This is a genomic window from Rheinheimera sp., from assembly GCF_037442525.1.
In the GTDB taxonomy this organism is placed as follows: Bacteria; Pseudomonadota; Gammaproteobacteria; order Enterobacterales; family Alteromonadaceae; genus Pararheinheimera.
In genome coordinates, this window is the sequence record NZ_JBBIQD010000022.1 from 1 (window position 1) to 24,174 (window position 24,174).

The 24,174-nt window shown below is 51.9% G+C and carries 21 protein-coding genes; 14 read left to right on the plus strand and 7 right to left on the minus strand.

Annotated elements, in window-relative coordinates; translation table 11 throughout:
• Nucleotides 1–150: 150 nt before the first annotated feature.
• Together WKJ03_RS18125 and WKJ03_RS18130 are read right to left on the minus strand one after the other, a co-directional pair.
• Nucleotides 151–1,647, minus strand: a complete 1,497-nt coding sequence (locus tag WKJ03_RS18125; protein ID WP_337843655.1) for a CoA-acylating methylmalonate-semialdehyde dehydrogenase — start codon at nt 1,645–1,647, stop codon at nt 151–153.
• Nucleotides 1,648–1,752: 105 nt separating this feature from the next.
• A complete protein-coding gene (locus WKJ03_RS18130) occupies nt 1,753–2,937 on the minus strand; it encodes an acetyl-CoA C-acyltransferase (RefSeq protein WP_337843656.1) in 1,185 nt (394 codons plus the stop codon).
• A gap of 268 nt (nt 2,938–3,205) precedes the next feature.
• On the opposite strand from WKJ03_RS18130, the gene WKJ03_RS18135 reads away from it, so the two are divergent.
• From WKJ03_RS18135 to WKJ03_RS18170, 8 genes are all read left to right on the plus strand, one after another.
• Nucleotides 3,206–3,610 carry a MerR family DNA-binding transcriptional regulator gene (locus WKJ03_RS18135; RefSeq protein WP_337843657.1) on the plus strand — a complete coding sequence of 135 codons (405 nt, stop codon included), beginning with the start codon at nt 3,206–3,208 and terminating at the stop codon, nt 3,608–3,610.
• A 220-nt stretch (nt 3,611–3,830) separates the two neighbouring features.
• Nucleotides 3,831–5,000 (plus strand): isovaleryl-CoA dehydrogenase, encoded by a 1,170-nt coding sequence (locus WKJ03_RS18140; RefSeq protein WP_337843658.1) that lies wholly within the window; start codon nt 3,831–3,833, stop codon nt 4,998–5,000.
• A gap of 222 nt (nt 5,001–5,222) precedes the next feature.
• Nucleotides 5,223–6,830, plus strand: a complete 1,608-nt coding sequence (locus tag WKJ03_RS18145) for a carboxyl transferase domain-containing protein (RefSeq protein ID WP_337843659.1) — start codon at nt 5,223–5,225, stop codon at nt 6,828–6,830.
• A gap of 10 nt (nt 6,831–6,840) precedes the next feature.
• The gene (locus WKJ03_RS18150) at nt 6,841–7,644 is read left to right on the plus strand and encodes an enoyl-CoA hydratase-related protein (RefSeq protein ID WP_337843660.1); all 804 of its coding nucleotides are present in this window, start codon (nt 6,841–6,843) and stop codon (nt 7,642–7,644) included.
• Between the two features lies 1 nt (nt 7,645).
• Entirely contained in the window at nt 7,646–9,625 is a 1,980-nt protein-coding gene (locus WKJ03_RS18155) for an acetyl/propionyl/methylcrotonyl-CoA carboxylase subunit alpha (RefSeq protein WP_337843661.1), read from the plus strand.
• 3 nt (nt 9,626–9,628) lie between these two features.
• Nucleotides 9,629–10,579 (plus strand): hydroxymethylglutaryl-CoA lyase, encoded by a 951-nt coding sequence (locus WKJ03_RS18160; RefSeq protein ID WP_337843662.1) that lies wholly within the window; start codon nt 9,629–9,631, stop codon nt 10,577–10,579.
• Between the two features lie 29 nt (nt 10,580–10,608).
• The gene (locus WKJ03_RS18165; protein ID WP_337843663.1) at nt 10,609–11,310 is read left to right on the plus strand and encodes a CoA transferase subunit A; all 702 of its coding nucleotides are present in this window, start codon (nt 10,609–10,611) and stop codon (nt 11,308–11,310) included.
• 10 nt (nt 11,311–11,320) lie between these two features.
• On the plus strand, nt 11,321–11,977 hold the full coding sequence (locus WKJ03_RS18170) for a CoA transferase subunit B (protein WP_337843664.1): 657 nt from the start codon (nt 11,321–11,323) through the stop codon (nt 11,975–11,977).
• 39 nt (nt 11,978–12,016) lie between these two features.
• Here the strand turns inward: WKJ03_RS18170 and WKJ03_RS18175 are convergent, their stop codons facing one another.
• Nucleotides 12,017–12,535: a hypothetical protein gene (locus WKJ03_RS18175; RefSeq protein WP_337843665.1), complete on the minus strand. Its 519-nt coding sequence runs from the start codon at nt 12,533–12,535 to the stop codon at nt 12,017–12,019.
• A 104-nt stretch (nt 12,536–12,639) separates the two neighbouring features.
• Nucleotides 12,640–13,641: a helix-turn-helix domain-containing protein gene (locus tag WKJ03_RS18180; protein ID WP_337843666.1), complete on the minus strand. Its 1,002-nt coding sequence runs from the start codon at nt 13,639–13,641 to the stop codon at nt 12,640–12,642.
• Nucleotides 13,642–13,732: 91 nt separating this feature from the next.
• On the opposite strand from WKJ03_RS18180, the gene WKJ03_RS18185 reads away from it, so the two are divergent.
• A complete protein-coding gene (locus tag WKJ03_RS18185) occupies nt 13,733–13,900 on the plus strand; it encodes a hypothetical protein (RefSeq protein WP_337843667.1) in 168 nt (55 codons plus the stop codon).
• Between the two features lie 6 nt (nt 13,901–13,906).
• Here WKJ03_RS18185 and WKJ03_RS18190 read toward each other — a convergent pair whose 3' ends face one another.
• On the minus strand, nt 13,907–14,806 hold the full coding sequence (locus WKJ03_RS18190; protein ID WP_337843668.1) for an NAD(P)-dependent oxidoreductase: 900 nt from the start codon (nt 14,804–14,806) through the stop codon (nt 13,907–13,909).
• A 95-nt stretch (nt 14,807–14,901) separates the two neighbouring features.
• Here WKJ03_RS18190 and WKJ03_RS18195 point away from each other — a divergent pair, with 95 nt between their 5' ends.
• Both WKJ03_RS18195 and WKJ03_RS18200 read left to right on the plus strand, forming a co-directional pair.
• Complete coding sequence (locus WKJ03_RS18195) at nt 14,902–15,387, plus strand: glutathione peroxidase (RefSeq protein WP_337843669.1); 486 nt, start codon at nt 14,902–14,904, stop codon at nt 15,385–15,387.
• Nucleotides 15,388–15,454: 67 nt separating this feature from the next.
• Entirely contained in the window at nt 15,455–16,438 is a 984-nt protein-coding gene (locus tag WKJ03_RS18200) for a 2-hydroxyacid dehydrogenase (RefSeq protein WP_337843670.1), read from the plus strand.
• Between the two features lie 38 nt (nt 16,439–16,476).
• On the opposite strand, the gene WKJ03_RS18205 is transcribed toward WKJ03_RS18200, so the two are convergent.
• Nucleotides 16,477–18,690 (minus strand): S9 family peptidase, encoded by a 2,214-nt coding sequence (locus WKJ03_RS18205; RefSeq protein ID WP_337843671.1) that lies wholly within the window; start codon nt 18,688–18,690, stop codon nt 16,477–16,479.
• A gap of 287 nt (nt 18,691–18,977) precedes the next feature.
• Here WKJ03_RS18205 and WKJ03_RS18210 point away from each other — a divergent pair, with 287 nt between their 5' ends.
• The 3 genes from WKJ03_RS18210 (at nt 18,978) to WKJ03_RS18220 (ending at nt 23,731) form a co-directional block, all read left to right on the plus strand.
• A complete protein-coding gene (locus WKJ03_RS18210; RefSeq protein ID WP_337843672.1) occupies nt 18,978–21,542 on the plus strand; it encodes a TonB-dependent receptor in 2,565 nt (854 codons plus the stop codon).
• Between the two features lie 120 nt (nt 21,543–21,662).
• Nucleotides 21,663–22,595, plus strand: a complete 933-nt coding sequence (locus WKJ03_RS18215) for an alpha/beta hydrolase (RefSeq protein ID WP_337843673.1) — start codon at nt 21,663–21,665, stop codon at nt 22,593–22,595.
• Nucleotides 22,596–22,624: 29 nt separating this feature from the next.
• Nucleotides 22,625–23,731 carry an META domain-containing protein gene (locus WKJ03_RS18220; protein ID WP_337843674.1) on the plus strand — a complete coding sequence of 369 codons (1,107 nt, stop codon included), beginning with the start codon at nt 22,625–22,627 and terminating at the stop codon, nt 23,729–23,731.
• A 36-nt stretch (nt 23,732–23,767) separates the two neighbouring features.
• On the opposite strand, the gene WKJ03_RS18225 is transcribed toward WKJ03_RS18220, so the two are convergent.
• Nucleotides 23,768–24,007 carry a hypothetical protein gene (locus WKJ03_RS18225; RefSeq protein WP_337843675.1) on the minus strand — a complete coding sequence of 80 codons (240 nt, stop codon included), beginning with the start codon at nt 24,005–24,007 and terminating at the stop codon, nt 23,768–23,770.
• Nucleotides 24,008–24,174 lie beyond the last annotated feature (167 nt).

Here is a 24,174-nt window from a genome sequence, read left to right on the forward strand (position 1 = left end):
TGAAGCTGCGGCTTTGTTGACTGCGCCATTTCGCCCCAGTCACATCGATTGACTATGCTCCTGGGGTCTCACTGGCTGGTCGCCTCCCCGCAACTTCAAGTAACTTGGGTATACGTGGTTTGATGTCTTGGTTTATTGACGATTATCCACTTAACGCAGGTTAATCGACATATTGGGTCCGGACACCTGAATATCGTCGTCAAACCAACGGGCGGTAATGGTTTTGGTCTCGGTATAAAAACGCACCGCCTGTTTACCATAGGCATGCTGGTCACCATAGAACGAGCCCTTCCAGCCAGTGAAAGAGAAAAATGGCAGTGGCACCGGGATTGGAATATTAATGCCGACCTGACCCACTTCAATTTCATGCTGGTATTTACGGGCTACCGCACCACTGGCCGTAAAAATAGAAGTACCGTTACCGTACGGGCTGGCGTTCACCAGTTCAATGGCTTGTTCTAACGAGTCCACGCCCATAGTGGCAAGCACAGGGCCAAAGATCTCTTCTTTGTACACCGTCATGTCACGGGTCACATTGCTAAATACAGTGGGGCCAACCCAGTTGCCGTTCGGGTAACCTGCCACTTCAATACCAGAGCCATCGACCAGACAAGTGGCGCCTTCTTTTTTGCCTTGCTCAATCAAGGACAAAATTCGCGCTTTGGCCTGTGGGCTGATTTGTGGGCCATATGCCGCTTGCGGGTCTGTGTAGACACCAGGGCGAACCTTGCTGATGGCTTCAGCCACTTCCGGGATCCACTGCTGGGCATCGCCAACAAAGACCGCCACCGAAATCGCCATACAACGCTGACCAGCCGCGCCGACAGAGGCGCCGACTAAGGCGTTGATCACTTGTTGTTTATTGGCATCAGGCATCACCACCATATGGTTTTTAGCACCAGCAAAGGCCTGTACCCGCTTTAAATGCTCGGTGCCGGTTTTGTAAATGTATTGACCGACATTAACGGAACCAACAAAAGAAATAGCTTTGATGTCCGGGTGACGTAATAACACGTCCACCTGTGCCTTACCGCCGTGCACCACCTGCAGCACGCCTTTTGGCGCGCCAGCCTGTACAAACAGCTCAGCAATTTTGTTGACCGTCATCGGGTCTTGCTCTGAAGGCTTCAGCACAAAAGTGTTACCACAGGCAATGGCCATCGGGAACATCCACAGTGGGATCATCGCCGGGAAGTTAAATGGGGTAATACCGGCACAGACACCCAGAGGCTGAATGTAGCTGTAGGTGTCTATGCTGCGCGCCACGTTTTCGACCGTTTCGCCCATCATCAGCGACGGAATATTGGCCGCCTGCTCTACTACTTCGATACCACGCCAGACATCCCCTTTAGCGTCTTCGACCGTTTTACCGAGTTCCTGACAGATAATTTCAGCGATCTCGGCCTGATGATCTTTCAGCAACTGCGCAAAACGCATCATTAAACGGGCACGCTCCGATACTGGCGTTTCTTTCCAGCTTTTAAAGGCCTGCTTGGCGGAGGCAATGGCCAGCTCCATTTCGTCCATAGTCGCGCATGGCGCCTGAGCTATCACTTCCTGAGTGGCCGGGTTGGTCACCGGGATCCACTGCTCGGTGCGTGAATTGACAAACTCACCGCCAATAAAAAGTTGTACCTGGGTACTCATGTTACGTCTCCCCTTGGTTGGGTGGCTTGCGCCACCCGGTTCGTTATCATTGTCTGTTGATTCGACTGGCCTGTGGCCTGTAGTTTTAATGCGTGTTTTTCGCTGTTAAGGCAGCTCGACCGCCAGGGCCACAGCTTCGCCACCACCTATACATAAAGTGGCAATACCCCGTTTCAGGCCACGGGCCTGTAACGCATGAATTAAGGTCACCAGAATACGGGCACCAGAGGCACCAATAGGATGGCCCAGCGCACAAGCGCCACCATTCACATTGACTTTATTCACATCCAGCTTCAGCTCTTTGATTGCCAGCATAGTCACCATGGCAAAAGCTTCGTTGATTTCCCATAAATCCACATCAGCCGTGCTCCAGCCCAACTTTTGCAATAACTTTTGCACAGCGCCGACCGGCGCGACGGTAAACAGCTCGGGTTCCTGCGAATGAGTGGCATGACCAACGACATGGGCTAATACGGTTTTGCCCTGCGCTTGCGCCGCTTCAGCGCTCATCAGCACCAGCGCTGCAGCACCGTCCGAAATAGAACTGGAATTGGCCGCCGTGATAGTGCCGTCTTTGGCAAAAGCCGGGCGAAGTGTAGGAATTTTGTCGATTTTGGCATTACCTGGTTGCTCATCGATGGCAAATTCAACATCGCCTTTGCGGCTTTTTACCAGCACAGGGGTAATTTCGGTCACAAAAGCGCCTGACTGAATGGCCTGCTGGGCACGGCTCAGCGACAGTACTGCATATTCGTCCATTTGCTCGCGGCTGAAGCTATGTTCATCGGCCGTTTTTTGCGCAAAACAGCCCATAGCTTTGCCGTCATAGGCGTTTTCCAGGCCATCCAGCATCATATGGTCTTTCACTTCGCCGTGCCCCATGCGCATACCAGCGCGGGCTTTCGGCAGCAAATAAGGCGAGTTGGTCATGGACTCCATACCACCGGCCACCACCACCTGAGCAGAACCTGCGTTGATCAGGTCACTTGCCAGCATCACGGCTTTTAAGCCTGAACCACAGACTTTATTGATTGTCGTAGCACCAGCAGATAACGGCAGACCTGCTTTTAAGGTGGCCTGACGGGCCGGCGCCTGGCCTAAACCTGCAGGCAGTACACACCCCATAATGACTTCACTGACATCAGCGCCCGCGACACCAGCCTGCTGCAAGGCTGCCTGGATCACGCTGGCACCAAGCTCAGTGGCCGAGACTTCGGATAGGCCACCTAAAAATCCCCCCATAGCCGTGCGTTTGGCCGCCACAATGGCTATTTTCTGCTGCTGTGTCATGTTGAAATACTCCGCTTTATCGCGCTGGTGAATAAATTTGGCCCTGAGCCTACACCAAATTTACGTTTACGCCAACGTCAACCTTGTAACACTATGGTCCTAGCCAACAGCAAAGGTTCAGGTCTGTATCGGCTGAGCCACTGCCGGGTGGCACCTTTGCTTTACAACCTGTCACCAACCGCGATGAATCCACTTAATTTATCGGTCATCAGCTTTACCTTTACGTAAACTTCACTTATAGTGGCAACCAGTTTGCAGGAAGGCCCTTATGCTAGATAAAGAAGAAAAAACATACAGTATCAGTGAGTTGGCCAAAGAGTTTGATATCACGACCCGCAGTATTCGTTTTTACGAAGACCAGGGCTTGTTAACGCCTGAGCGCCAGGGCCAAACCCGGATCTACAGTAAAAGAGACAGAGTGCGGCTCAAACTTATCCTGCGTGGCAAACGTTTAGGCTTCAGCCTGTCTGAAACCGGTCAATTGTTTGAACTCTATGACGCTGATAAAAGCAGCGCCAAACAACTGATGACGATGCTGAAACTGATTGAACAGAAAAAAGCCGAACTGCACCAGCAAATGGATGACATTAAAGTGGTGCTGATGGAGCTGGTGACAGTGGAAAAACGCTGTCGTGAAACCCTCGACGAATTAAAGCAAAAGACTCAGGCCTGAACCACAGGTCACAACAGGGGAACGGCGCTTGCGCCGCAATAAGAACGCACCGGCAAAGCCGGGCACCTCAACCCCACCATTCTTGTTGTGCAAAGAATGGTGGGGTTATACCTCAGTGACTTGAGGCTTCAGTTTCAAGTACGACGGGTAGATAAAAGACTCGGCATACCGGGCAAATAACCAAGACCACGTAAAAACATAAAGCAGACGGGGAAAGCTGATGTTCAGTAGCTACAAGACCTTAAATTTCGGCCTGGGTGACACGGTCGATATGATCCGCGAACAAGTGAACAGCTTCGCCCGCGAAGTGATAGCGCCACGTGCCGCCGAAATAGACCATAACAATGCTTTTCCGAACGAATTATGGCGCCAGTTTGGTGACTTAGGTCTGTTAGGCATGACCGTCAGCGAAGAATACGGTGGTTCGGGTTTAGGTTACCTGGAACATGTGGTGGCGATGGAAGAAATCAGCCGTGCTTCTGCCTCAGTCGGTTTGTCGTATGGCGCTCACTCCAACCTCTGTGTCAACCAGATTTTCCGTAACGGCAACGAAACACAAAAACAACGCTACCTGCCCAAACTCTGCTCTGGAGAACATATTGGCGCTTTAGCCATGTCTGAGCCCAATGCCGGTTCTGACGTGGTATCGATGAAACTTCGCGCCGAGAAAAAAGGCGACAGGTACATCTTAAACGGCAACAAAATGTGGATCACCAACGGCCCTGACGCCCATACCTATGTGATTTACGCCAAAACCGACATTCACGCCGGCAGCAAAGGCATTACCGCTTTTATTGTGGAACGTGGCTTCAAAGGTTTTAGTCAGGCACAAAAACTCGACAAACTGGGCATGCGCGGTTCCAACACCTGTGAGCTGGTGTTTGAAGACTGTGAAGTGCCGGAAGAAAACGTGTTAGGCGAAGTCGGTGCTGGCGTTAAAGTGCTGATGTCTGGCCTGGACTACGAACGTGTGGTGTTATCCGGTGGACCGCTTGGCATTATGCAGGCCTGTATGGATGTGGTGGTGCCTTACCTGCATGACCGCAAACAATTTGGTCAGGCCATTGGTGAATTCCAACTGGTACAAGGCAAAGTGGCCGATATGTACACCCGAATGAATGCAGCCCGGGCTTATGTCTACACAGTGGCAAAATCCTGTGACCGTCGCGAGACCACCCGCAAAGACGCCGCTGGCGCCATTTTATACAGCGCTGAGCTGGCGACCCAACTGGCGCTGGACGCTATCCAGTTACTGGGCGGTAACGGTTATATCAATGAATACCCGACGGGCCGTTTATTGCGTGACGCCAAACTCTATGAAATTGGCGCCGGCACCTCCGAAATTCGCCGGATGCTGATTGGCCGCGAGTTATTTAACGAATCGAATTAATTTTTGCGGCGTTCGCATGCCGCCAGCTCCGAATCAGGACTGGACAATGCGAAGCAGATAAGCCGACCGTTGAGCGCCAGGGATGGCGCGAAAACACGGGGATAAATCCCCTGCCCTTCAAGGATGGGTTCACGGGCGTGTCGGCGTTCTGCTTCGACATTGTCCACGTCTCCGAACCTGTGCGGCCGTCGCCCCAACTCTGTCAGCCAAAGGTGAACAACAGTGGCCAAACTCAGCAGCAAAATAAACCCTCGTCAAGACGACTTCCTGCGTAACCAGGCGGCAATGCAGCAACTGGTCGACGATCTGCATGCCAAAGTGCAACAAATTAAACTGGGTGGCGGCGAAAACCTGATTGCCCGCCATACCTCGCGTGGCAAACTTTTTGTGCGGGACCGTATCCAGAAATTGCTGGACCCGGGTTCGCCTTTCCTGGAAATAGGCCAGTTTGCCGGTTGGGACTGTTACGACGATTACGTGCCCGCTGCCGGTGTGGTGGCAGGCATAGGCCGCGTCAATGGGGTTGAATGCATGATTGTGGCCAATGACGCCACAGTCAAAGGCGGTACTTATTACCCACTGACAGTGAAAAAACACCTGCGCGCTCAGGAGATTGCCGAAAACTGCCAACTACCTTGTATTTATCTGGTCGACTCGGGCGGTGCCAACCTGCCGCGTCAGGATGAGGTCTTTCCGGACAAGTTGCATTTCGGCCGCATTTTCTTTAATCAGGCGCGCATGTCTGCCAAAGGCATTCCCCAAATAGCGGTGGTGATGGGCCTCTGCACAGCCGGCGGCGCTTATGTACCAGCCATGGCGGATGAATCCATTATTGTCAAAGACCAGGGCACCATCTTTCTGGCCGGCCCACCACTGGTGAAAGCCGCCACAGGCGAAGAAGTGACAGCCGAAGACTTAGGTGGAGCCGATGTGCACTGCAAAATCTCGGGCGTAGCCGACCATTACGCCGTCAATGACGAACATGCACTGCAACTGGCCCGCAATGCGGTGTCCCGGCTGAACCATCAAAAGCCGGTGCAGGGTGACGTCAAACCCGTCGAAGCGCCGCTTTATGATGCCAAAGAGCTGTACGGCATTGTCGGTACCGATCTGAAAAAGCCCTTTGAGGTGCGTGAAGTGATTGCGCGTGTGGTGGATGGCTCCGACTTTGACGAATTCAAGCAGTTCTATGGTCCGACGCTGGTCTGTGGTTTTGCCCGCATTTTTGGCAACCCCATTGGCATTGTCGCCAACAACGGCATCCTGTTCAGCGAAAGCGCACAAAAAGGCGCACACTTTATTGAGCTGTGCGCTCAGCGCAAAATCCCGCTGCTGTTTTTACAGAACATCACCGGCTTTATGGTGGGTAAAAAATACGAAGCCGAAGGCATTGCCAAACATGGCGCCAAAATGGTGATGGCGGTGTCCTGTGCCAATGTGCCGAAATTTACCGTGCTGATTGGCGGCTCCTATGGTGCCGGTAACTACGGCATGTGTGGCCGCGCTTATGACCCGACCATGATGTGGATGTGGCCAAACGCCCGTATTTCGGTGATGGGCGGCGAACAGGCTGCCGGTGTCATGGCCACTGTGACTAAAGACGCCTTGGCCCGTAAAGGCGAGCAGCTGTCTGCACAAGCCGAACAGGCCATCCGGGAGCCTATAGTCAAACAATACGAGCAACAGGGTCACCCCTACTACGCCTCGGCCCGCTTATGGGATGACGGCATTATTGACCCGGCGCAAACCCGAATGGTTGTGGGCCTGGCCTTGTCTGCCGCCCTGAATGCACCCATTGCCGAATCGAAATTCGGCGTGTTCCGGATGTAAGGAAAAGCCGATGACTTATCAGACGATTCAAACCTCATTAAGCCCGGACGGTGTTGCCGAGCTGGTACTGAACAGGCCAGAAGTTCACAACGCTTTTGGGGATGTCACTATTGCCGAAATGCAGCAAGCGCTGCGTGAGTTTGCTGCTCATCCGGCGGTGCGGGTCTTGCTGCTGAAATCCAATGGCAAAAACTTTAGTGCCGGTGCTGACCTTAACTGGATGCGCTCAATGGCGCAGAAAAACTATCAGCAGAATCTGGACGATGCCGCCGAGTTAGCCGAGCTGATGCGGCTGCTCGATAGCTTCCCCGCCCCCACCCTGGCCCTGGTGCAGGGCGCCGCTTTTGGCGGTGCTTTGGGCCTGGTGGCCTGCTGCGATATAGCGCTGGCTGAACCTGGTGCCAGCTTTTGTTTAAGTGAAGTGAAAATAGGCCTGATCCCCGCCGTGATCAGCCCTTATGTGATGCGGGCCATAGGCGAACGGGCCTGCCGTCGTTATTTTCTGACCGCAGAACGCTTCAGTGCCGACACCGCGTTGCAGCTGGGTCTGGTGCATCAGTTAGCCGAAGCTGGCCAGCTTGATGTGGCAGCTGATGCCATGGTCCGTGGCTTATTGCAAAACAGCCCGGCGGCCCTTCGTTGCGCCAAGGAGCTGATGGCGGCGGTTTACCAACAACCCATTAATTCCAGCCTGATTGCCAGCACCACAGCGCGTATTGCGGCTATTCGGGTGTCTGCAGAAGGCCAAGAAGGTTTAACCGCCTTTTTGGAAAAACGCGCACCAGCCTGGTTGCCAGCCACGGAGGCTCACTAAGATGTTCCGTAAAATTTTGATTGCCAACCGCGGCGAAATTGCCTGCCGGGTGATCCAGACCGCTCACCAGATGGGCATTCGTTGTGTCGCTGTGTATTCCGAAGCCGACGCCAACGCCCGTCATGTGCAACTGGCCGACGAAGCCTATCTGCTCGGCCCGGCGCCAAGCAAAGACAGTTATTTACGCGCCGATAAAATTCTGGCCATTGCCAAACAAAGTGGTGCACAAGCCATTCACCCCGGTTACGGCTTTTTGTCGGAAAACGAAGAATTTGCCAAAGCCTGTAGTGACGCCGGCGTGGTTTTTATTGGCCCGCCTGTCGATGCCATTGCCGCTATGGGCAGCAAAAGCGCTGCCAAAGCCATTATGACAGAGGCCGGGGTGCCGCTGGTGCCCGGTTACCATGGCGACAACCAGGACCCGGCCTTTTTACAACAACAGGCGGACGCTATTGGCTACCCGCTGTTACTGAAAGCCGCTTACGGCGGTGGTGGCAAAGGCATGAAGGTGGTGTGGCAATCCAGCGAATTCAGCGAACAACTGCAAAGCGCCAAACGCGAAGCCCAAAATGGCTTTGGCAACGACAAGATCCTGATGGAACGTTACCTGACCAAGCCCCGTCATGTTGAAATTCAGGTGTTTGCCGACGGCCATGGCAATGCGGTGTATCTGGCCGAACGTGACTGTTCTATTCAGCGCCGTCACCAGAAAGTGATTGAAGAAGCCCCGGCCCCTCATTTCAGCCCAGCCCAGCGCAAAGCGATGGGTGAAGCGGCAGTCAAAGCGGCCCAGGCCATAGCCTACCAGGGCGCTGGCACCGTGGAATTCCTGTTCGATGAAGATGGTTCCTTCTACTTTATGGAGATGAACACCCGTCTGCAGGTGGAGCACCCGGTCACCGAGATGATCACAGGACAAGACTTGGTGAAATGGCAGTTGCTGGTCGCCGCTGGGTTGCCGTTACCACTGAGTCAGGATGAAATCACTATTGATGGCCACGCCATTGAAGTGCGGGTCTATGCCGAAGATCCGGACCATGATTTCCTGCCTGCCACCGGCAAACTGACTTACTTGCGTCAACCCGAAGCCAGCCGTCATGTGCGGGTGGACACAGGCGTGGTGCAAAACGATGAAGTGTCGCCTTTTTATGACCCGATGATTGCCAAACTCATTGTCTGGGATGAAAACCGCGACCGCGCAATCAGCCGGATGTTGCGGGCGCTGGACGACTACCGCATTGCCGGGGTGAAAACCAATCTGAACTTTTTAACCCGCTTATTGGAGCAACCGGCTTTTGCCAAAGCTGAGCTGGACACCCATTTTATTGAACGGCACAAAGAGGCCTTGTTTGCGCCGCACCAGCAGGAAACCCATCAGGCCGCCCTGTTGGCTGCGCTGTATTTATTACTGCAGCAACGTGGTGAACAGCCGGGGTCTGATCCATGGCAACAGGTCTCAGGCTGGCGATTAAATGAAGCATCGACCGTTCACTTTGCCCTGAAAAATGGCGACGAGTCACATCAGGTCAGCCTGGCGACAGACCAAAGCCCGATGCTGGCGAGTTATGCCGGCGTAGAAACAGCAGTGTCAGCCAGCCTGGAAGGAGATGAGCTGCAGGCCAATCTGGCGGGTCACAGGCTGAAAGTCCGGGTCAGCCAAAGCGGTGAACAGCTGTCGGTATTTTTTAAGCAACAACGCTATGATTTTATTTACCAGACTGAAGGTCAAAGCCGGTTGGACGAAGACAGCACAGGCCATGGCTTGACAGCGCCAATGAACGGCACAGTGGTCGCTGTGATGGTGCAAGCCGGCGCTAAAGTTGCCGCCGGTCAGACCTTGCTGGTGATGGAAGCAATGAAAATGGAGTACGCCATTAAAGCGCCGTCTGCCGGTACCGTCAGCCAGATTTATTACAGCGCCGGTGATTTGGTCAAAGATGGTGCCGAACTGGTCGCTTTTGATGCAGAGCAAGCGGAGTAAAGCATGGCCCTGACCTTACAGATGAAAACCAACGAGGCATTGCCAGACAGGGTACGTCTTGTTGAAGTTGGCCCCCGTGATGGTTTGCAAAATGAACAGGCAGTGTCGCTTGAAGCCAAAATCGCCTTGGTGAATGCCTTGTCGGACACAGGATTGCAGGTGATTGAAACCGGCGCTTTTGTGTCGCCTAAATGGGTGCCACAAATGGCCGGTTCCGCCGATGTTTTTGCAGGCATCAATCGCCAACCTGGCCTGACCTACTCCGCGTTAACCCCTAATCTGCAGGGGTATCAGGCCGCTCTGGCGGCTGGGGCCACAGAGGTGGCTGTGTTTGGAGCGGCGTCCGAAGCTTTTACCCAAAAAAATATCAATTGCAACATTGACGAAAGCCTGCAGCGTTTTGCCCCCGTGCTGGCACAGGCCCATGCCGATGGTATCCGGGTACGGGGTTATGTGTCCTGTGTACTGGGTTGCCCCTATCAGGGCGAGATCTCGCCTGCCGACGTGGCCAAAGTCGCGAAAGCCCTGTATCAGATGGGCTGCTATGAAATCTCTTTGGGTGACACAATAGGGGTGGGCACACCACAGAAAGTCCGGCAGATGCTGGATGCCGTGTTGGAGGTGGTGCCTAAAGCAAAACTGGCCGTGCATTTTCACGATACCTATGGCCAGGCGCTGGCCAATATTTATCAGGCGCTGCAGATGGGCATCAGTGTCATTGACAGTTCGGTGGCTGGTCTGGGGGGCTGCCCTTATGCCGCCGGCGCCTCGGGCAATGTGGCTACTGAAGAAGTGGTCTATCTGCTGAATGGCTTAGGTATAGAGTCTGGTGTGGACCTGCAGAAACTGGCAGCAGCCGGCTGGGCCATCAGCGCAGCCCTTGGCAAAGCCCCTAGTTCTAAAGTAGGACTGGCTCTGCGTGCACGTTGCGCGGACAATGACAACCAGACGTAATAACAGAACCGAGTAACAAAGGATCAACAATGGCAGGTTTTAATAAAGTCGTGACCAGCTACGAAGAAGCGCTGGCGGGCCTGACCAACGGCATGACGGTGATCGCCGGTGGTTTTGGCTTATGTGGTATTCCGGAAGGCCTGATTGCCCAAATCAAAAAAATGGGCACCAGGGATTTAACAGTCGTCTCCAACAACTGCGGTGTCGATGGCTTTGGCTTGGGCATTCTGCTGGAAGACAAACAAATCAAAAAAATGATCGCTTCTTATGTGGGTGAAAACGCGCTGTTTGAAAAACAGCTGTTGTCGGGGGAGTTGGAAGTAGAACTGACACCTCAAGGCACCCTGGCGGAAAAAATGCGTGCAGGCGGTGCTGGCATTCCAGCCTTTTTTACCGCGACAGGTTATGGTACGCCTGTGGCTGATGGCAAAGAAACCCGTGAAATTAATGGCCGCAATTATGTGCTGGAGCACAGCATCACAGGTGATTTCGCCATAGTGCGTGCCTGGAAAGCCGACCGCTACGGCAATCTGGTGTTCCGCCATACCTCGATGAACTTCAATCCTATGGCCGCAACTGCCGGCAAAATTACTGTGGCGGAAGTGGAAGAAATTGTCGAACCCGGTGAGTTGGAACCAAGCCAAATTCACACCCCAGGCATTTACGTGCACCGGGTGATCAAAGGCAATTTCGAAAAACGTATTGAACGCCGTATGGTCCGTCAGGGTTAAGGAGACAAGCATGGCTTTATCACGCGAACAGGTAGCGATGCGGGTCGCACAGGAATTACAGGACGGCTTCTATGTGAACCTGGGCATAGGTATTCCCACCCTGGTGGCCAACTATGTGCCAGCCGGTATTGAAGTGATGTTGCAGTCCGAAAACGGCCTGCTCGGTATGGGCCCTTATCCCACTGAAGCGGAAATTGACGCCGATATGATCAACGCCGGTAAAGAAACGGTGACCGCCATCAAAGGTGCAGCCATATTCAGCTCGGCCGAGAGTTTTGCCATGATCCGTGGCGGCCATGTTGATTTAACCGTATTGGGTGCTTTTGAAGTGGACCAAAACGGCAATATCGCCAGCTGGATGATCCCAGGCAAACTGGTCAAAGGCATGGGGGGCGCTATGGATTTGGTGGCCGGTGCACAGAATATTATCGTCACCATGACGCACGCCGATAAATACGGCGAGTCTAAACTGCTGACCCAATGCACCCTGCCGCTGACAGGTGTGGGTTGTGTGAAGAAAATTGTCACCGACTTGGCGGTACTGGAAGTAAAAGACGGTGCTTTCCATCTGCTGGAACGGGCTCCTGGCGTCAGCGTCGAAGAAATTCAGCAAAAGACGGCTGGTAAACTGGTCGTCAATGGCGATATACCAGAAATGCAGTTTTAATGCTCAGCGACCAAAGCCGGTGCCACAACCGGCTTTTTGTTAAAGCAAAAAGCTGCTGATTTGTGCCCGGCCTGTGTCACCCTGCCGGTTAATGTCCCCACCAATCAGTGCAATTTCATCCGCAGTACGCACCACAGATACCCGGTCCACATCCCCAATCAGCATCACAAAGGCGCGCTGCTGATTCGCCAGCTTGTACCAACCCACTCTGTAGCCCGGTAAATTCAGCCCTTTTTGCAATTCCACAGGTTCGAACTCTGCCAGCTCATCACAATACCGTAAGTCAATTTTGCTGTTAGCCGCATGAATATGCTCCAGGCGGGTCTGAAATAAACCGGCTTTAATTTCCAGTGCATCCAGAGTCATGGCGACACTGTTGTCATTCAGCTTCAGACACAAGCCCAAAAACAACAGGCAACAGAGTGCCATGCCCCACAGACACAACCTCAGACTTTGTGGAAACACCCAATAGAGTAAAAAGAAGAGCAAGGCAGGCATCAGCAACAAAGCGGTGATCAGACAGAGATAAAGTTGCCATCCCAAATCAAAAATATACATAAAATTCACATTAATCAGCGTATTGGCTACATGATAATAGCAGTCTTGCTTTCAGGGCATGATTTATTGTTAAAAATAATTAAATTATGTAACTTGTCTGGCATTTATTCGTCACCAGAACCACAAGGCAGTTGGGGTTCAAACATAAACTTTTGCCGGTAGGCTTTGGGTGTCAGACTGGTGTAATGGATAAACAATTTGCGAAAAGAGGACAGATCTTCGTAACCCACCAGCGCCATCACCTGCTCCACCGCCAGACTGGTATTCTCCAACAGAGATTTAGCCCGCTCAACCCGCAAACGTTGTAAATACGCTATTGGGGTTTCATCCAGATGCTGTTTAAAACGACGGATCAAGGTTCTGCTGGTCATCGCAAAGGCTTCAGCAATGGAATCCAACGTTAAGGGCGACTGCAGGTGCTGCTGCATATAGTGCTGAATTTCAGCCAGTTTAGGGTCGCTGTGCACCAGCGGCAATTGTAAGGACAGATAGGGCAACTGCGAGTGACGGTTTGGGTCTGTCAGCATAATTTTCGCCATCTGCTGTGCAAAGGCGGTATCCATCATCAGTTCGACCAGCCGCAAACACAAATTCAGGTAAGAGGTCGTTGCGCCTGCTGTCAGAATATTCTGCTGCTGCACCACCAGTTCCTGCAGGTTTAGTTGCACCTTGGGAAACATCTGGCGAAAGTAGTCGTTGAAAAACCAGACGGAGGTCGCTTGTTTGTGGTCCAGCAAGCCGATGCCAGCCAAAGCAAAAGTACCACTGCAAAAAGCCGTCAGCCACTTGTTCTGCAGGTAAAAATCTGTGATTTGGCGCTGGTAAGGACAGAGGATCTGACTTGCCTGCCGCAGATCAGCTGGTTTGGTGTCATGAAACCCAGGAATGATCAGTGCATCCACAGCTGTTAAATCCACAGGTTCGGTTTCAACCCATACGGCGCCTGAGCGGACCTGCGGCTGAGGCCCTATCAGCTTCACCCGAAACAGCGGTTCCTGCTGCTTCAGAAAATACCAGTACTGATTACAAAAGGTAAAAAAGTCCTGGATCGAAGCCACTGCCCCCAAAGCGACTTGCTCCGAAACCCAGACGGCGATAGTTTTCATTTGTCACTTTTACCGCATAAACAGTCAATAATGCCACTTTAGCCGATTATGCACTGAAGATAAAGTGAACACTGTCACAAAGGAGGTCATCATGGCATATATCAATAAACGCACTGTAGTCTGGGTATTGTTAGTTTTGACCTGGGGCCTGTTGTTGTCGCTGGGCTGGCAGACACAACCAGAACTTTGGCTGCATCTGGTGCAGATCCCCTTACTGCTGGTACTGACCTTAGGGTTGGCCAGCACCAGCCTGGATTAGCAGAAGTCAGCTTTTATTGGCGGGTTGGCGCTGCAGGACAGTCAGTAAACTGGAGGTGTCCCAGCGACCGCCGCCCTGGGCTTGCACCTGGGCATACAACTGATCCACCAGGGCCGTTACTGGCAAGCTGGCCCCATTGCGACGGGCTTCATTCAGCGTAATCGCCAGATCCTTGCGCATCCAGTCGACCGCAAAGCCGAAGTTATACTGGCCATCCAGCATGGTATGACCGCGGTTTTCCATTTGCCAGGATTGGGCAGCCCCTTTGCTGATCACATCCAGCACCGCATGACCATCCAGACCCGATTGCTGAGCAAAATGCATCGCTTCAGCCAGCCCTTGCACCACACCGGCAATACAAATCTGATTGACCATTTTGGCCAGCTGACCAGCCCCGGCCGGACCCAACAATCTGGCGGAACGTGCATAAGACTGCAGACAAGGTTCGGCTTTGGCAAAATGCGAAGCTTCGCCCCCAAGCATAATGGTCAAGGCACCATTTTGTGCCCCTGCCTGGCCTCCTGACACCGGTGCGTCGAGAAACCCAACCCCGCGGGCCGTGCAGGCCGCATCAAGCTCACGGGCCAGCTCAGCTGAGGCTGTTGTATGGTCAATCAGCAATGAACCTGCTGCCATAGCGAGCAACACCCCCTGCTCGCCATAAAAGACCGCACGCACATCATCGTCATTGCCAACACATAACATGACCAGCTCAGCATCTTGCGCTGCTAAAGCCGGGCTTGCTGCCCAGCTGCCACCAAATTCCTGCACCCATTGTTCAGCTTTTGCCTGAGTCCGGTTAAACACTGTGACCTGATAACCGTTGCGCTGCAAATGCCCGGCCATCGGATACCCCATTACGCCTAAACCAATAAAGGCAACCTTTTGTTGAGATAAAACTGACATATTTTTGACTTATTTCTGTGACAGACTGAGGCCAAGCTTACTGAGTCGCTGCAATGATTGCAAAAACAGGCGACCAACCGCCAAAAAGGACTGTTATGCCGAAAGTGCATCATTTCAAAGTCAATGACCATCAGGGCCGTACCGTCGATCTGGCGAGTTACCGCGACAAAGTGTTATTGATAGTCAACACTGCCAGTCAATGTGGTTTTACCCCACAGTATCAGGAACTGGAGCAACTGTATCAGAAGTACAAAGATCAGGATTTTGTCGTACTGGCCTTCCCCTGTAATCAGTTCGGCTCTCAGGAACCCGGCACGGATCAGGAAATTCAGCAGTTCTGTGAACTCAATTATGGGGTCAGTTTTCCTGTTTTTGGCAAAGTACAGGTCAATGGCCTGGATGCTGACCCTCTGTTTGAGTACTTAAAGGATCAGGCCAGAGGTTTAATGAAAACCCGCGCCATCAAATGGAACTTCACCAAATTTCTGGTGAATCGCCAGGGGGATGTGGTGAAACGTTATGCCCCGAGGACCAAGCCCATGAGTTTGTGCCAATCGGTCGAAGAAGTGCTGAAATCTTGATCTGTCGCAGGGACTTCCGCCCGGCATTGAGTTAGGCTGGTGTGGTGTGATGCAAAGGAGCCGCAGAATGAAAGTTGCCTTATTCAGTGCCAAAAAATACGATCAGCAGAGTTTCAGCCAGTGGGCCAGTGCCCGTCTGGAGTTCAGCTATTTTGATACCCGGCTGGATATCGGCAGTGTTGCGCTGGCAGAAGGCCATGATGCGGTCTGCTGTTTTGTTAATGATGACTTGTCCGCTCCAGTGCTGGAAGCGCTGCAGCAGCAAGGCGTGCGCATGGTGGCATTGCGCTGCGCTGGTTTTAATAATGTGGATCTGGATGCCGTCAGAGCACTTGGCATACGGGTGGCCCGGGTGCCGGCTTACTCGCCTGAAGCTGTCGCCGAGCATACAGTCGCCATGATCCTCTGCCTGAACCGCAAACTGCACAAAGCCTATAACAGAGTGCGGGATGATAATTTCGCTCTGGACGGCCTGCTTGGTTTTAATCTGCATGGCAAAACCGTTGGCCTGATTGGCACAGGCAAAATTGGTAAAGCCACCGCCCGTATTTTACTGGGATTTGGTTGTCGTCTGGTCTGCCATGACATTGAGCCAGACGCTGAACTGCAACAATTGGGCGCCAGTTATCTGCCGTTAGAAGATCTCTTTGTGCAGTCTGACATTATCAGCCTGCATTGCCCCTTAACACCACAGACTGCCCATCTGGTCAATGACTCCAGCCTGATGCTGATGAAAGACGGTGTGATGTTGATCAACACCAGCCGGGGTGGTCTGGTCGACACCAGAGCTGTGATTAAAGGCTTAAAAAGCCGAAAAATTGGTTATTTAGGTCTGGATGTGTATGAGCAGGAGGCGGATTTATTCTTCAGGGATTTATCCGAGCAGTTGATAGATGATGAGGTGTTTAAGCGCCTGCTCACCTTTCCCAATGTACTGATCACAGGTCATCAGGCCTTTTTCACTCAGGAAGCTTTGCAACAGATTTGTCAGACCACCAGCGACAATTTGCTGGCTTTTGCAGAAAACCGTCTGACCGGCACCGAACTGTAAAAAGGGCGGTTATCACAACCGCCCTTCTCCAAGCTGAGTTATTTCAGCTGGCGTTCAAAATAAGCCGTAATGGTTTTATGCAGATGGGTCTGCACCTGCTGACCAAACATCGAATGTTTGCTGCCAGGGTAATCCATACTGTCAAACAGTTTGCCTTGTTTTTGCAGCTCTGAGTACAACTTGGTGCTGTGCGTAAAGAGCACATTGTCATCGGCCATGCCATGGTAAATCAGCAGGTTGCCCTGATAATCCTTGACATACGGAAACACAGAACTGGCTTCATAACCGGCTTTGTTGCTGTTTGGATTGCCCAGATACCGCTCAGTGTAGTGGGTGTCGTACAAAGACCAGTCTGTCACTGGTGCCCCGGCCACACCGGCTTTAAAGTAATTCCCCGCTTTGAACATCGCCATAATACTCATATAACCACCATAGCTGTGGCCATAAATGCCAATGTTGTCCGCATCCACATAAGGCAGGCTGCGCAGGTACTCCACGCCGGTGATCTGGTCTTCAATTTCCACCACAGCCAGCTTTTTATAGATAGGATCTTCAAAGGCTTTACCGCGGTTTTCCGAGCCTCTGTTGTCCAGCTGGAACACCAGATACCCCTGTTGCACCAGGTACTGGAAATACAGATCTTTCTGGCTCCAGCTGTTGGTGACACGCTGCGCACCGGGGCCACCATAGACCCCTACCACCACAGGGTACTTTTTGCCAGCTTGCAAAGTTTTAGGTTCAAACAAGCGGTAATGCAGTACCTGTCCGTCTTTGGCTGTTAAGGTACCAAAACGGGGTTGGACCAGGCCATCTTTATAAGCAGCCAGAGGGTGGTTCCCCGCCACTTCGTTCGCTTCCAGTACAGTCAGCACCTGGCCTGAAGTGGTTCGCAGTTCCACTTTGGTTGGCTGAATGACGCTGGAGAAACTGTCGATAAAACTCTCACCTGTTTTGGCCATCACCACGGCATGGGAATAGCCCGGAGCCGTCAGACGTTCAATAGCTCCTCCCTGCAAAGGCACTGCATACAAATGACTTTCCAGCGGTGTGTCTTTACGGCCGGAAAAAAACACCAGGCCTTTGTCTTCATTAATGGCTTCAATTTTATTGACGATCCAGTCGCCCTGCGTCAGCTGACGCACCAGATTACCATCGTTTTTATACAGGTACAGGTGTTTATACCCATCCCGCTCAGAAGCCCAGACAAAATGTTTGCCATCTTTGAGGAAAAACAAATCATCATGCAAATTCAGCCAGGTGGTGCTGCGTTCTGTCAGGAGCACCTTGGTTTGTTTGGCTGGCAGCTGCACTGAACGCAACTCCAACGTCTGCTGATCACGGCTTTGCCATTGATAGGTCAGCTCATCAGCTGACTGAGTCCAGTTCACCCGGGTCAGGTAAATGTCTTGCTCTTTGCCTAAATCCAGCCATTGGATCTGGGGCCGCTGAATGGCGGTTACCCCCAGCTGAATTTTCACATTTGGCGTACCGGTAAAGGGGTAACGCTGGCTGTACAGTTTAATTTCGTCGGCGTAAATTTCATTTCGCACCGCTTCCGCCACCGGGCTCTCATCCACCCGGCTAAAGGCAATTTTGCTGTCATCCGGTGCCCACCAGTACCCTGTCATGCGGCCCATTTCTTCCTGAGCTACAAATTCCGCCATGCCGTTTTTGATCACACCACCGCCATCAGTGGTCAACTGAGTTTCTTTGTTGGTTTGCAGGTCCAGCACAAAAAGATTTTGTTCGCGAACAAAAGACACATAACGGCCTTTAGGCGATATTTGTGCATCGGTTTCAAAGGCTTCAGTGTCGGTCAGCTTACGGGCTCTGGCACTGTTCAAATCGTAGTAGTACAAATCCCCATTGAGCGGAAACAGCAAGGCCTTGCCGTCTTTCGACCAGTTGTAGCTGACAATACCTGAGGCAAACAGGCGCAAACGCTCACGCCGGGCTTTTTCTTCATCCGACAAGGTCTCCGGGCCTGAGAACAAGGTGTCGGAATCCACCAGCAGACTGTGTTTGCCTTCTTTAGGCTGGTACTGCCACAGATCCAGACGATTGGCATCCGAGCTCTTACCTTTGAGGTAAGTCACCCTGCTGCCGTCAGGCGAAAATGCCAAAGCACGGGGTGCGGTGCCACTTAAAGCGGGTTCAGCAAATAGTCGCTCCAGAGTCAGCGGTTGAGTGGCCGCTGCAGAGCCCGCCATCAACAGCATGGTTCCAGACGCAGCCATGGTTATTTTTTTCACAGAGGTTCCTCTCATTCGTGTTGTTGTTCTGATAAAGAAGCGCACCAAAACGGCGCAAACTCAGCGCTCTTGCCCGCTGTATTCTACGGTGAATTGCCATGGTCCTGCACCATTGCTGCACTCCTCTCACCAAACAGAAGCAACAAAAAAAGAGACAAACGCACCAAATTTGCGGACCAAATAACAACAAATCGCGATAGACAAAAAAATATTTTTCCAATATGGTCATTGATGAGCTCAGCGAAAAAGAACTGAGACAACTACAAAATCCAGATGAGAAGGCAATAATGATGAACAAAAACAACTACAATCCTATCGCCCTGGCGATAAAAACTGCCTTATGCGGCAGTTTGTTACTTAGCACCAGTGCACTGGCTCAGGAGGCAGTCCAAGCGCCTGCGGCCGACGACAAAGATGTAGAAAAAATTGTCGTGGTTGGCTCACGTGGTGCACCACGTTCAGTCGGTGACTCTGCCGTCCCGGTCGATGTCATTGGTGGCGAAGAGTTCGCCAAAAACGGCACCAGTGACATGGTCAGCCTGATGAGCGCCAATGTCCCATCCTTTAACGTGAATGCCCAGCCCATCAACGACGCGTCCACCTTAATTCGCCCGGCCAATTTGCGCGGCTTACCACCGGACAGCACCCTGGTGTTGGTTAACGGCAAAAGACGCCACCGTGCGGCGGTCATCACATTCCTGGGCAGCGGTATTTCCGATGGTTCACAAGGCCCGGATATTTCGGTGATCCCCTCCATTGCACTAAAACAAATTGAGGTACTACGGGACGGCGCCGCCGCTCAGTATGGTTCAGACGCCATTGCTGGTGTGATTAACTTTCGCTTAAAAGATGCTGACGAAGGTGGCTCGCTGGAAGTGAAAACAGGGCAACATTATGAAGGGGACGGCGATTTACGGCAGATCTCCGGCAATATAGGCTTGCCCTTTACCGACAATGGCTTTGCCAACTTAAGTGCTGAATACAAACAATCCGACCCAACCAGCCGCTCAGTACAACGCTGGGATGCCGCAGACTCTATTGCAGCCGGCAATAACCTGATTGCCGACCCGGCCCAGATCTGGGGATCGCCGGAATTTAAACGTGATGCCAAAGTATTTTTAAACATGGGCGCCGAAGTGGCGAAAAACCGCGAGTTTTATTTGTTTACCAATTGGGCTGAACGTGATGTTGAAGGGGGCTTCTATTTCCGTCATCCAACCACCCGTGGTGGGGTTTATTCCAATGATGGTGGTGAGACCTTATTAATCGGTAATCTGGATGAGTCTTTGGGTGACTGCCCAACGGTTAACGCAACACAAGACTTTGCCAGCCTAACAGCGGATGTTAACGCCCTGCCAGATCATTGCTTTACCTTCTTCAGCATGTTGCCAGGTGGCTTTACCCCGAAATTCGGCGGCGTGGTGACAGACACTGCTATTGCCTCTGGTGTGAAAGGTGAATTGGACTCAGGCTGGTTTTTTGACGCCAGTATGTCGGTCGGCCGCAGCGAAGTAGAATTTTATATTAAAAACACCATCAACCCGTCGTTAGGTGCCGATACGCCGCGTAGTTTCAGCCCGGGTAAATATGTGCAGCTGGAAAAAGCCGCCAACCTGGATTTTAACAAACCCATTGAAGTGGATGCGCTGCCTTACCCGCTGAATGTGGCCGGTGGTGTCGAATACCGCGATGAGACTTTTGAAATTTATGCTGGCGACCCGGCTTCATTTGAAGTGGGCCCGTTAGCTTCTCAGGGGTTTGGGATTGGCTCCAACGGCTTCCCAGGCTTTAAGCCAGAAGATGCAGGCTCCTTTAACCGGTACAGCTACGCAGCCTACACCGAGTTGGGGGCTGAGTTCAGCGATAGTTTCCGCATGGATTTTGCACTGCGCTACGAAGACTTTGAGGATTTTGGTAATACCACCAACGGCAAAGTAACAGCCCGTTACCAACTGAGCGATGAAATGGCGTTACGTGCGGCAGCCAGTACCGGTTTCCGCGCGCCAACCATTGGCCAAAGCAGTGTGCGTAACGTGACCACCTCCTTTGCCGCTGGTTTAGGCCTGGTCGACACCGCCACTCTGCCACCAACGCACCCAATCTCCGTGCAAAAAGGCGGTAAACCGCTGACGCCTGAAGAATCGAAAAACTTCTCTGTGGGTACAGTGCTGGAAGTGGATGACTGGTATGTCACGCTGGACTACTTCCATATCAAAGTGGAAGATCGCATCAGCCAAACCTCATCCCTGGATTTAACGGCTGAAGATATCGAAGCCTTATTGGCCCTGGGCGTAAAAGACGCATCCAGCTTTACCGGGGTGAAGTACTTTACCAATGACTTCGACACCACTACTCAGGGGGTCGATTTAGTCTCGAACTACTCGATGGATTTATGGGGCGGCCGCACCACCTTCTCGTTGGCTTATAACTGGACAGATACCACGGTAGACAGCCATTCAGCCTACATTAGCGATTCTAAAGTAGAGCAACTGGAACGTGGCCTGCCACGGGTGCGTGGTAGCTTTACCGTGGCGCAAAACTACGGCGACTGGGAAGGTTTTATCCGCTTTAACCACTTTGGCGCTTTCTATGAAGATCACTTAGACAGTGGCGTGCTGCTGGAGTCTGAAGGTGGCTTACCAATTGAAGTTGGCTCAGAAATGACCACGGATCTGGAACTGACTTACCATGTCAACGACAGTTATGACATTGCAGTAGGCGCGCAGAATATATTTGACGTCTACCCGGATGAACATAAGTGGGATGGTGTTGCAGGTTCCAAATACCCGACTACTGCAGTCATGGGTATTAACGGCGGTTTCTACTACGCCCGCTTTACTTATAAGTTCTAATCAACCTCTATAACAACCCCGCTTCGGCGGGGTTTTCTTTTATGCCTGCTCCTCTGTCCCTGCAGCGATTTACACTAGCCCCTGCGCATGGCAAAGTTTGTGCTGACACAGGAGAGCCATATGCAACTGATCCCTTGGCAATACCAGACCCAGTATGGATTTAGCCTCAGAGGCTACACAACCCAGCCACGTGGGCTGCCGTTGTTACACGTATTGCATGGCAATGGCTTTTGCTCCCGCATGTATCAACCTTTACTTGAACTGTTGTACCCGCAGTTTGATCTGTTTTTATCGGACGCTCAGGGCCACGGAGACTCTGATCACGGCGGCCACTTTGTGGGGTGGAATGAAAGTGCCGAACTGGCGCTGGATGCTTTTTTGGCGCACCGGCATAAATTTGGCAACGTGCCCTGCTATGCGGTTGGTCACAGCTTTGGGGCTGTACTCACGGCGCTGATCAACAGCAGATCAGACAGCCCTTTTCAAAAAGCAGTGTTGTTGGACCCAGTGCTGTTTAGCCCCCTGATGCTCGGAAGTATGCGACTGCTGGACTGGATAGGCTTATACCGCCATAACCCTATGGCTAAAAAGGCGCGTAAAAGACGTGCAAGCTGGCCTGACCGTCAGCACGCCTGGAATTACCTGCATCAGAGGGGAATGTTCAAAGGCTGGCATGACGACGCGTTGGCTGCTTACATTGACCATGCGCTACAGCAGGGGGAAGCTCAATTCAGCCTGAAATGCCCACCAAGCCGCGAAGCGGACATATTCGCTTCGTACCCTAAAGGATTATGGACCGCGCTGAAAAAGCCCTGCAGCCCAAGCTTGCTGCTGTATGGCGATAAGACTTATTCCTTTGTGACCAAATCAGCCCGCAAATGGGCACTAGTCAATCCTGCCGTCCAATTAATCCAGGTTAAAGGCGGGCACTGCTTTATGCAGGAAGATCCCAGCACCAGTGCTGCGCTTATACAGACTTTTTTAACCCCTTCGGATCATCTGGCTGATTTATCCGTAACAGCCCCATTCCATGTCACAGAAGTTGATTTATAATGGCGCCAGTTTTATGGAACCGGATCCTTATGAAAAAACAGTTATTGCTTTCTGTGTTGCTCAGCAGTTTAGCTGCCTGCAGCCAGTTACCCGACCAGGCGCCAGCCCCAGTGACGCAAGTCAACGAGCCAACACCAGAGCCAGAACCCGATCTGGTCGAAAACGAAGTGCTGAATGATCAGGCCACTCAGTCCGTTGCGACTGACTTTGGCCATATCTTTATCGACCGGGATATGAGTTTCAGCGGCACTTTGTCCTGCCGTAACTGCCCTGGCGTTAAGTACCAGATCAACCTGTATCAGGATGGCAAGTTCGAGGCACGTCAGGAATATATCGACAGCCCGGAGATCAACCTGGTAAAAGGCAACTGGTTACTCGAAGAGCGTACTATTCATTTGATGTCTCAGACCCTTAAATTGCCGTCCTTTCAATTTGTCAGCAATAACAAAATGGTGTTACTGGATGAAGCTGGTAAACCTGTGGTGTCGAAAGATAATTTTGAACTGATCCGCAGCCAGAATTTTGTCAAACTGGACACCAGTATGAAAATGTTGGGCTTGTACCAGGTCAAAGACAACCAGGCCAGTTTTACCTCTTGCACCAATGGTGAGACATTCAGTATCGCCATGACCCAGCATCATATCCCTATGCTGCGCAGTTACCAGCAGGACAAAAACCTGAATGGTAAAGCAGTTATCGCCACTATGGTGGCCCGTCAAAGTCCGAAAGAAGACAAACTGGTGTTTGTTGAACAGTTTGAGCAGTTCTGGCCAGGTGCAAGCTGTCCGGATCAGTACAACATGTCAAAAGTTCAGGGCATTGTCTGGCGGGTCAACCGGATTAAATACATCCAGGTGCCTCAGCAGTACAATTTACGAATGATGTTTAACGACAATGCACGTTTGTATGGTTTCTCTGGCTGCAATTTCTTTAACGGCAGTTACAGCCAAAGCTCCAACCTGCTGAAGATTGATCCTTTGGTCAGCACCCGTAAATACTGCGCTGAAAGTAACTATTACGAATCCAAATTCACTCAGCATCTGCAGGGCGCCGATCGTATTGAATTAAACGGGGATAAGTTACAGTTGTTCCAAAACAATGAAGTTGTCGTGGAAATGAGCCCGGCACTGAACTGATTCTTTGGTTGTTCAATGCTTAAAAAGCCCCTGACCTCAGGGGCTTTTTATTTGCTGTTGTGCTTGTTGGTTTCGATCCTCATCCAGCCGGATGGCAATTTCACAGTGATCCGGCTGAGGAAAAAACAGCGCATTGATCACTTCACGCCGTACTACCCATTCGCCTTTTCTAAAATGCAGCCCTGCGCGACTGCTCAGTGTCAGGCTCGGATTACCACCAAGAATTGCATTCAGCAAGCGGCTTAATGCAATCAGTACATTGATGATATAAGTCATTGCAACACCCTCCTTGTAGAAAGCCGAGATCTTTTATAGCTGGTTGTGGCAGATTTATGAAATATGAAACGAAGAAATAATGGCTATTGAAGGTTACGTTGCCCTGCTCGAGTGGTTCAGCGCCTGATTTCGAAGTAAATAAAAAAGCCCCTCGCTTTCGCGAAGGG

Excerpts from the sequence above, each read along its gene's own strand:
- WKJ03_RS18175 (WP_337843665.1), bottom strand. The coding sequence starts at position 12,535 with ATGTATATTTTTGATTTGGGATGGCAACTTTATCTCTGTCTGATCACC.
- WKJ03_RS18155 (WP_337843661.1), top strand. The coding sequence starts at position 7,646 with ATGTTCCGTAAAATTTTGATTGCCAACCGCGGCGAAATTGCCTGCCGG.
- WKJ03_RS18195 (WP_337843669.1), top strand. The coding sequence starts at position 14,902 with ATGCCGAAAGTGCATCATTTCAAAGTCAATGACCATCAGGGCCGTACC.
- WKJ03_RS18135 (WP_337843657.1), top strand. The coding sequence starts at position 3,206 with ATGCTAGATAAAGAAGAAAAAACATACAGTATCAGTGAGTTGGCCAAA.
- WKJ03_RS18140 (WP_337843658.1), top strand. The coding sequence starts at position 3,831 with ATGTTCAGTAGCTACAAGACCTTAAATTTCGGCCTGGGTGACACGGTC.
- WKJ03_RS18225 (WP_337843675.1), bottom strand. The coding sequence starts at position 24,007 with ATGACTTATATCATCAATGTACTGATTGCATTAAGCCGCTTGCTGAAT.
- WKJ03_RS18200 (WP_337843670.1), top strand. The coding sequence starts at position 15,455 with ATGAAAGTTGCCTTATTCAGTGCCAAAAAATACGATCAGCAGAGTTTC.
- WKJ03_RS18150 (WP_337843660.1), top strand. The coding sequence starts at position 6,841 with ATGACTTATCAGACGATTCAAACCTCATTAAGCCCGGACGGTGTTGCC.
- WKJ03_RS18215 (WP_337843673.1), top strand. The coding sequence starts at position 21,663 with ATGCAACTGATCCCTTGGCAATACCAGACCCAGTATGGATTTAGCCTC.
- WKJ03_RS18185 (WP_337843667.1), top strand. The coding sequence starts at position 13,733 with ATGGCATATATCAATAAACGCACTGTAGTCTGGGTATTGTTAGTTTTG.
- WKJ03_RS18125 (WP_337843655.1), bottom strand. The coding sequence starts at position 1,647 with ATGAGTACCCAGGTACAACTTTTTATTGGCGGTGAGTTTGTCAATTCA.
- WKJ03_RS18165 (WP_337843663.1), top strand. The coding sequence starts at position 10,609 with ATGGCAGGTTTTAATAAAGTCGTGACCAGCTACGAAGAAGCGCTGGCG.
- WKJ03_RS18130 (WP_337843656.1), bottom strand. The coding sequence starts at position 2,937 with ATGACACAGCAGCAGAAAATAGCCATTGTGGCGGCCAAACGCACGGCT.
- WKJ03_RS18160 (WP_337843662.1), top strand. The coding sequence starts at position 9,629 with ATGGCCCTGACCTTACAGATGAAAACCAACGAGGCATTGCCAGACAGG.
- WKJ03_RS18220 (WP_337843674.1), top strand. The coding sequence starts at position 22,625 with ATGAAAAAACAGTTATTGCTTTCTGTGTTGCTCAGCAGTTTAGCTGCC.
- WKJ03_RS18180 (WP_337843666.1), bottom strand. The coding sequence starts at position 13,641 with ATGAAAACTATCGCCGTCTGGGTTTCGGAGCAAGTCGCTTTGGGGGCA.
- WKJ03_RS18190 (WP_337843668.1), bottom strand. The coding sequence starts at position 14,806 with ATGTCAGTTTTATCTCAACAAAAGGTTGCCTTTATTGGTTTAGGCGTA.
- WKJ03_RS18210 (WP_337843672.1), top strand. The coding sequence starts at position 18,978 with ATGATGAACAAAAACAACTACAATCCTATCGCCCTGGCGATAAAAACT.
- WKJ03_RS18170 (WP_337843664.1), top strand. The coding sequence starts at position 11,321 with ATGGCTTTATCACGCGAACAGGTAGCGATGCGGGTCGCACAGGAATTA.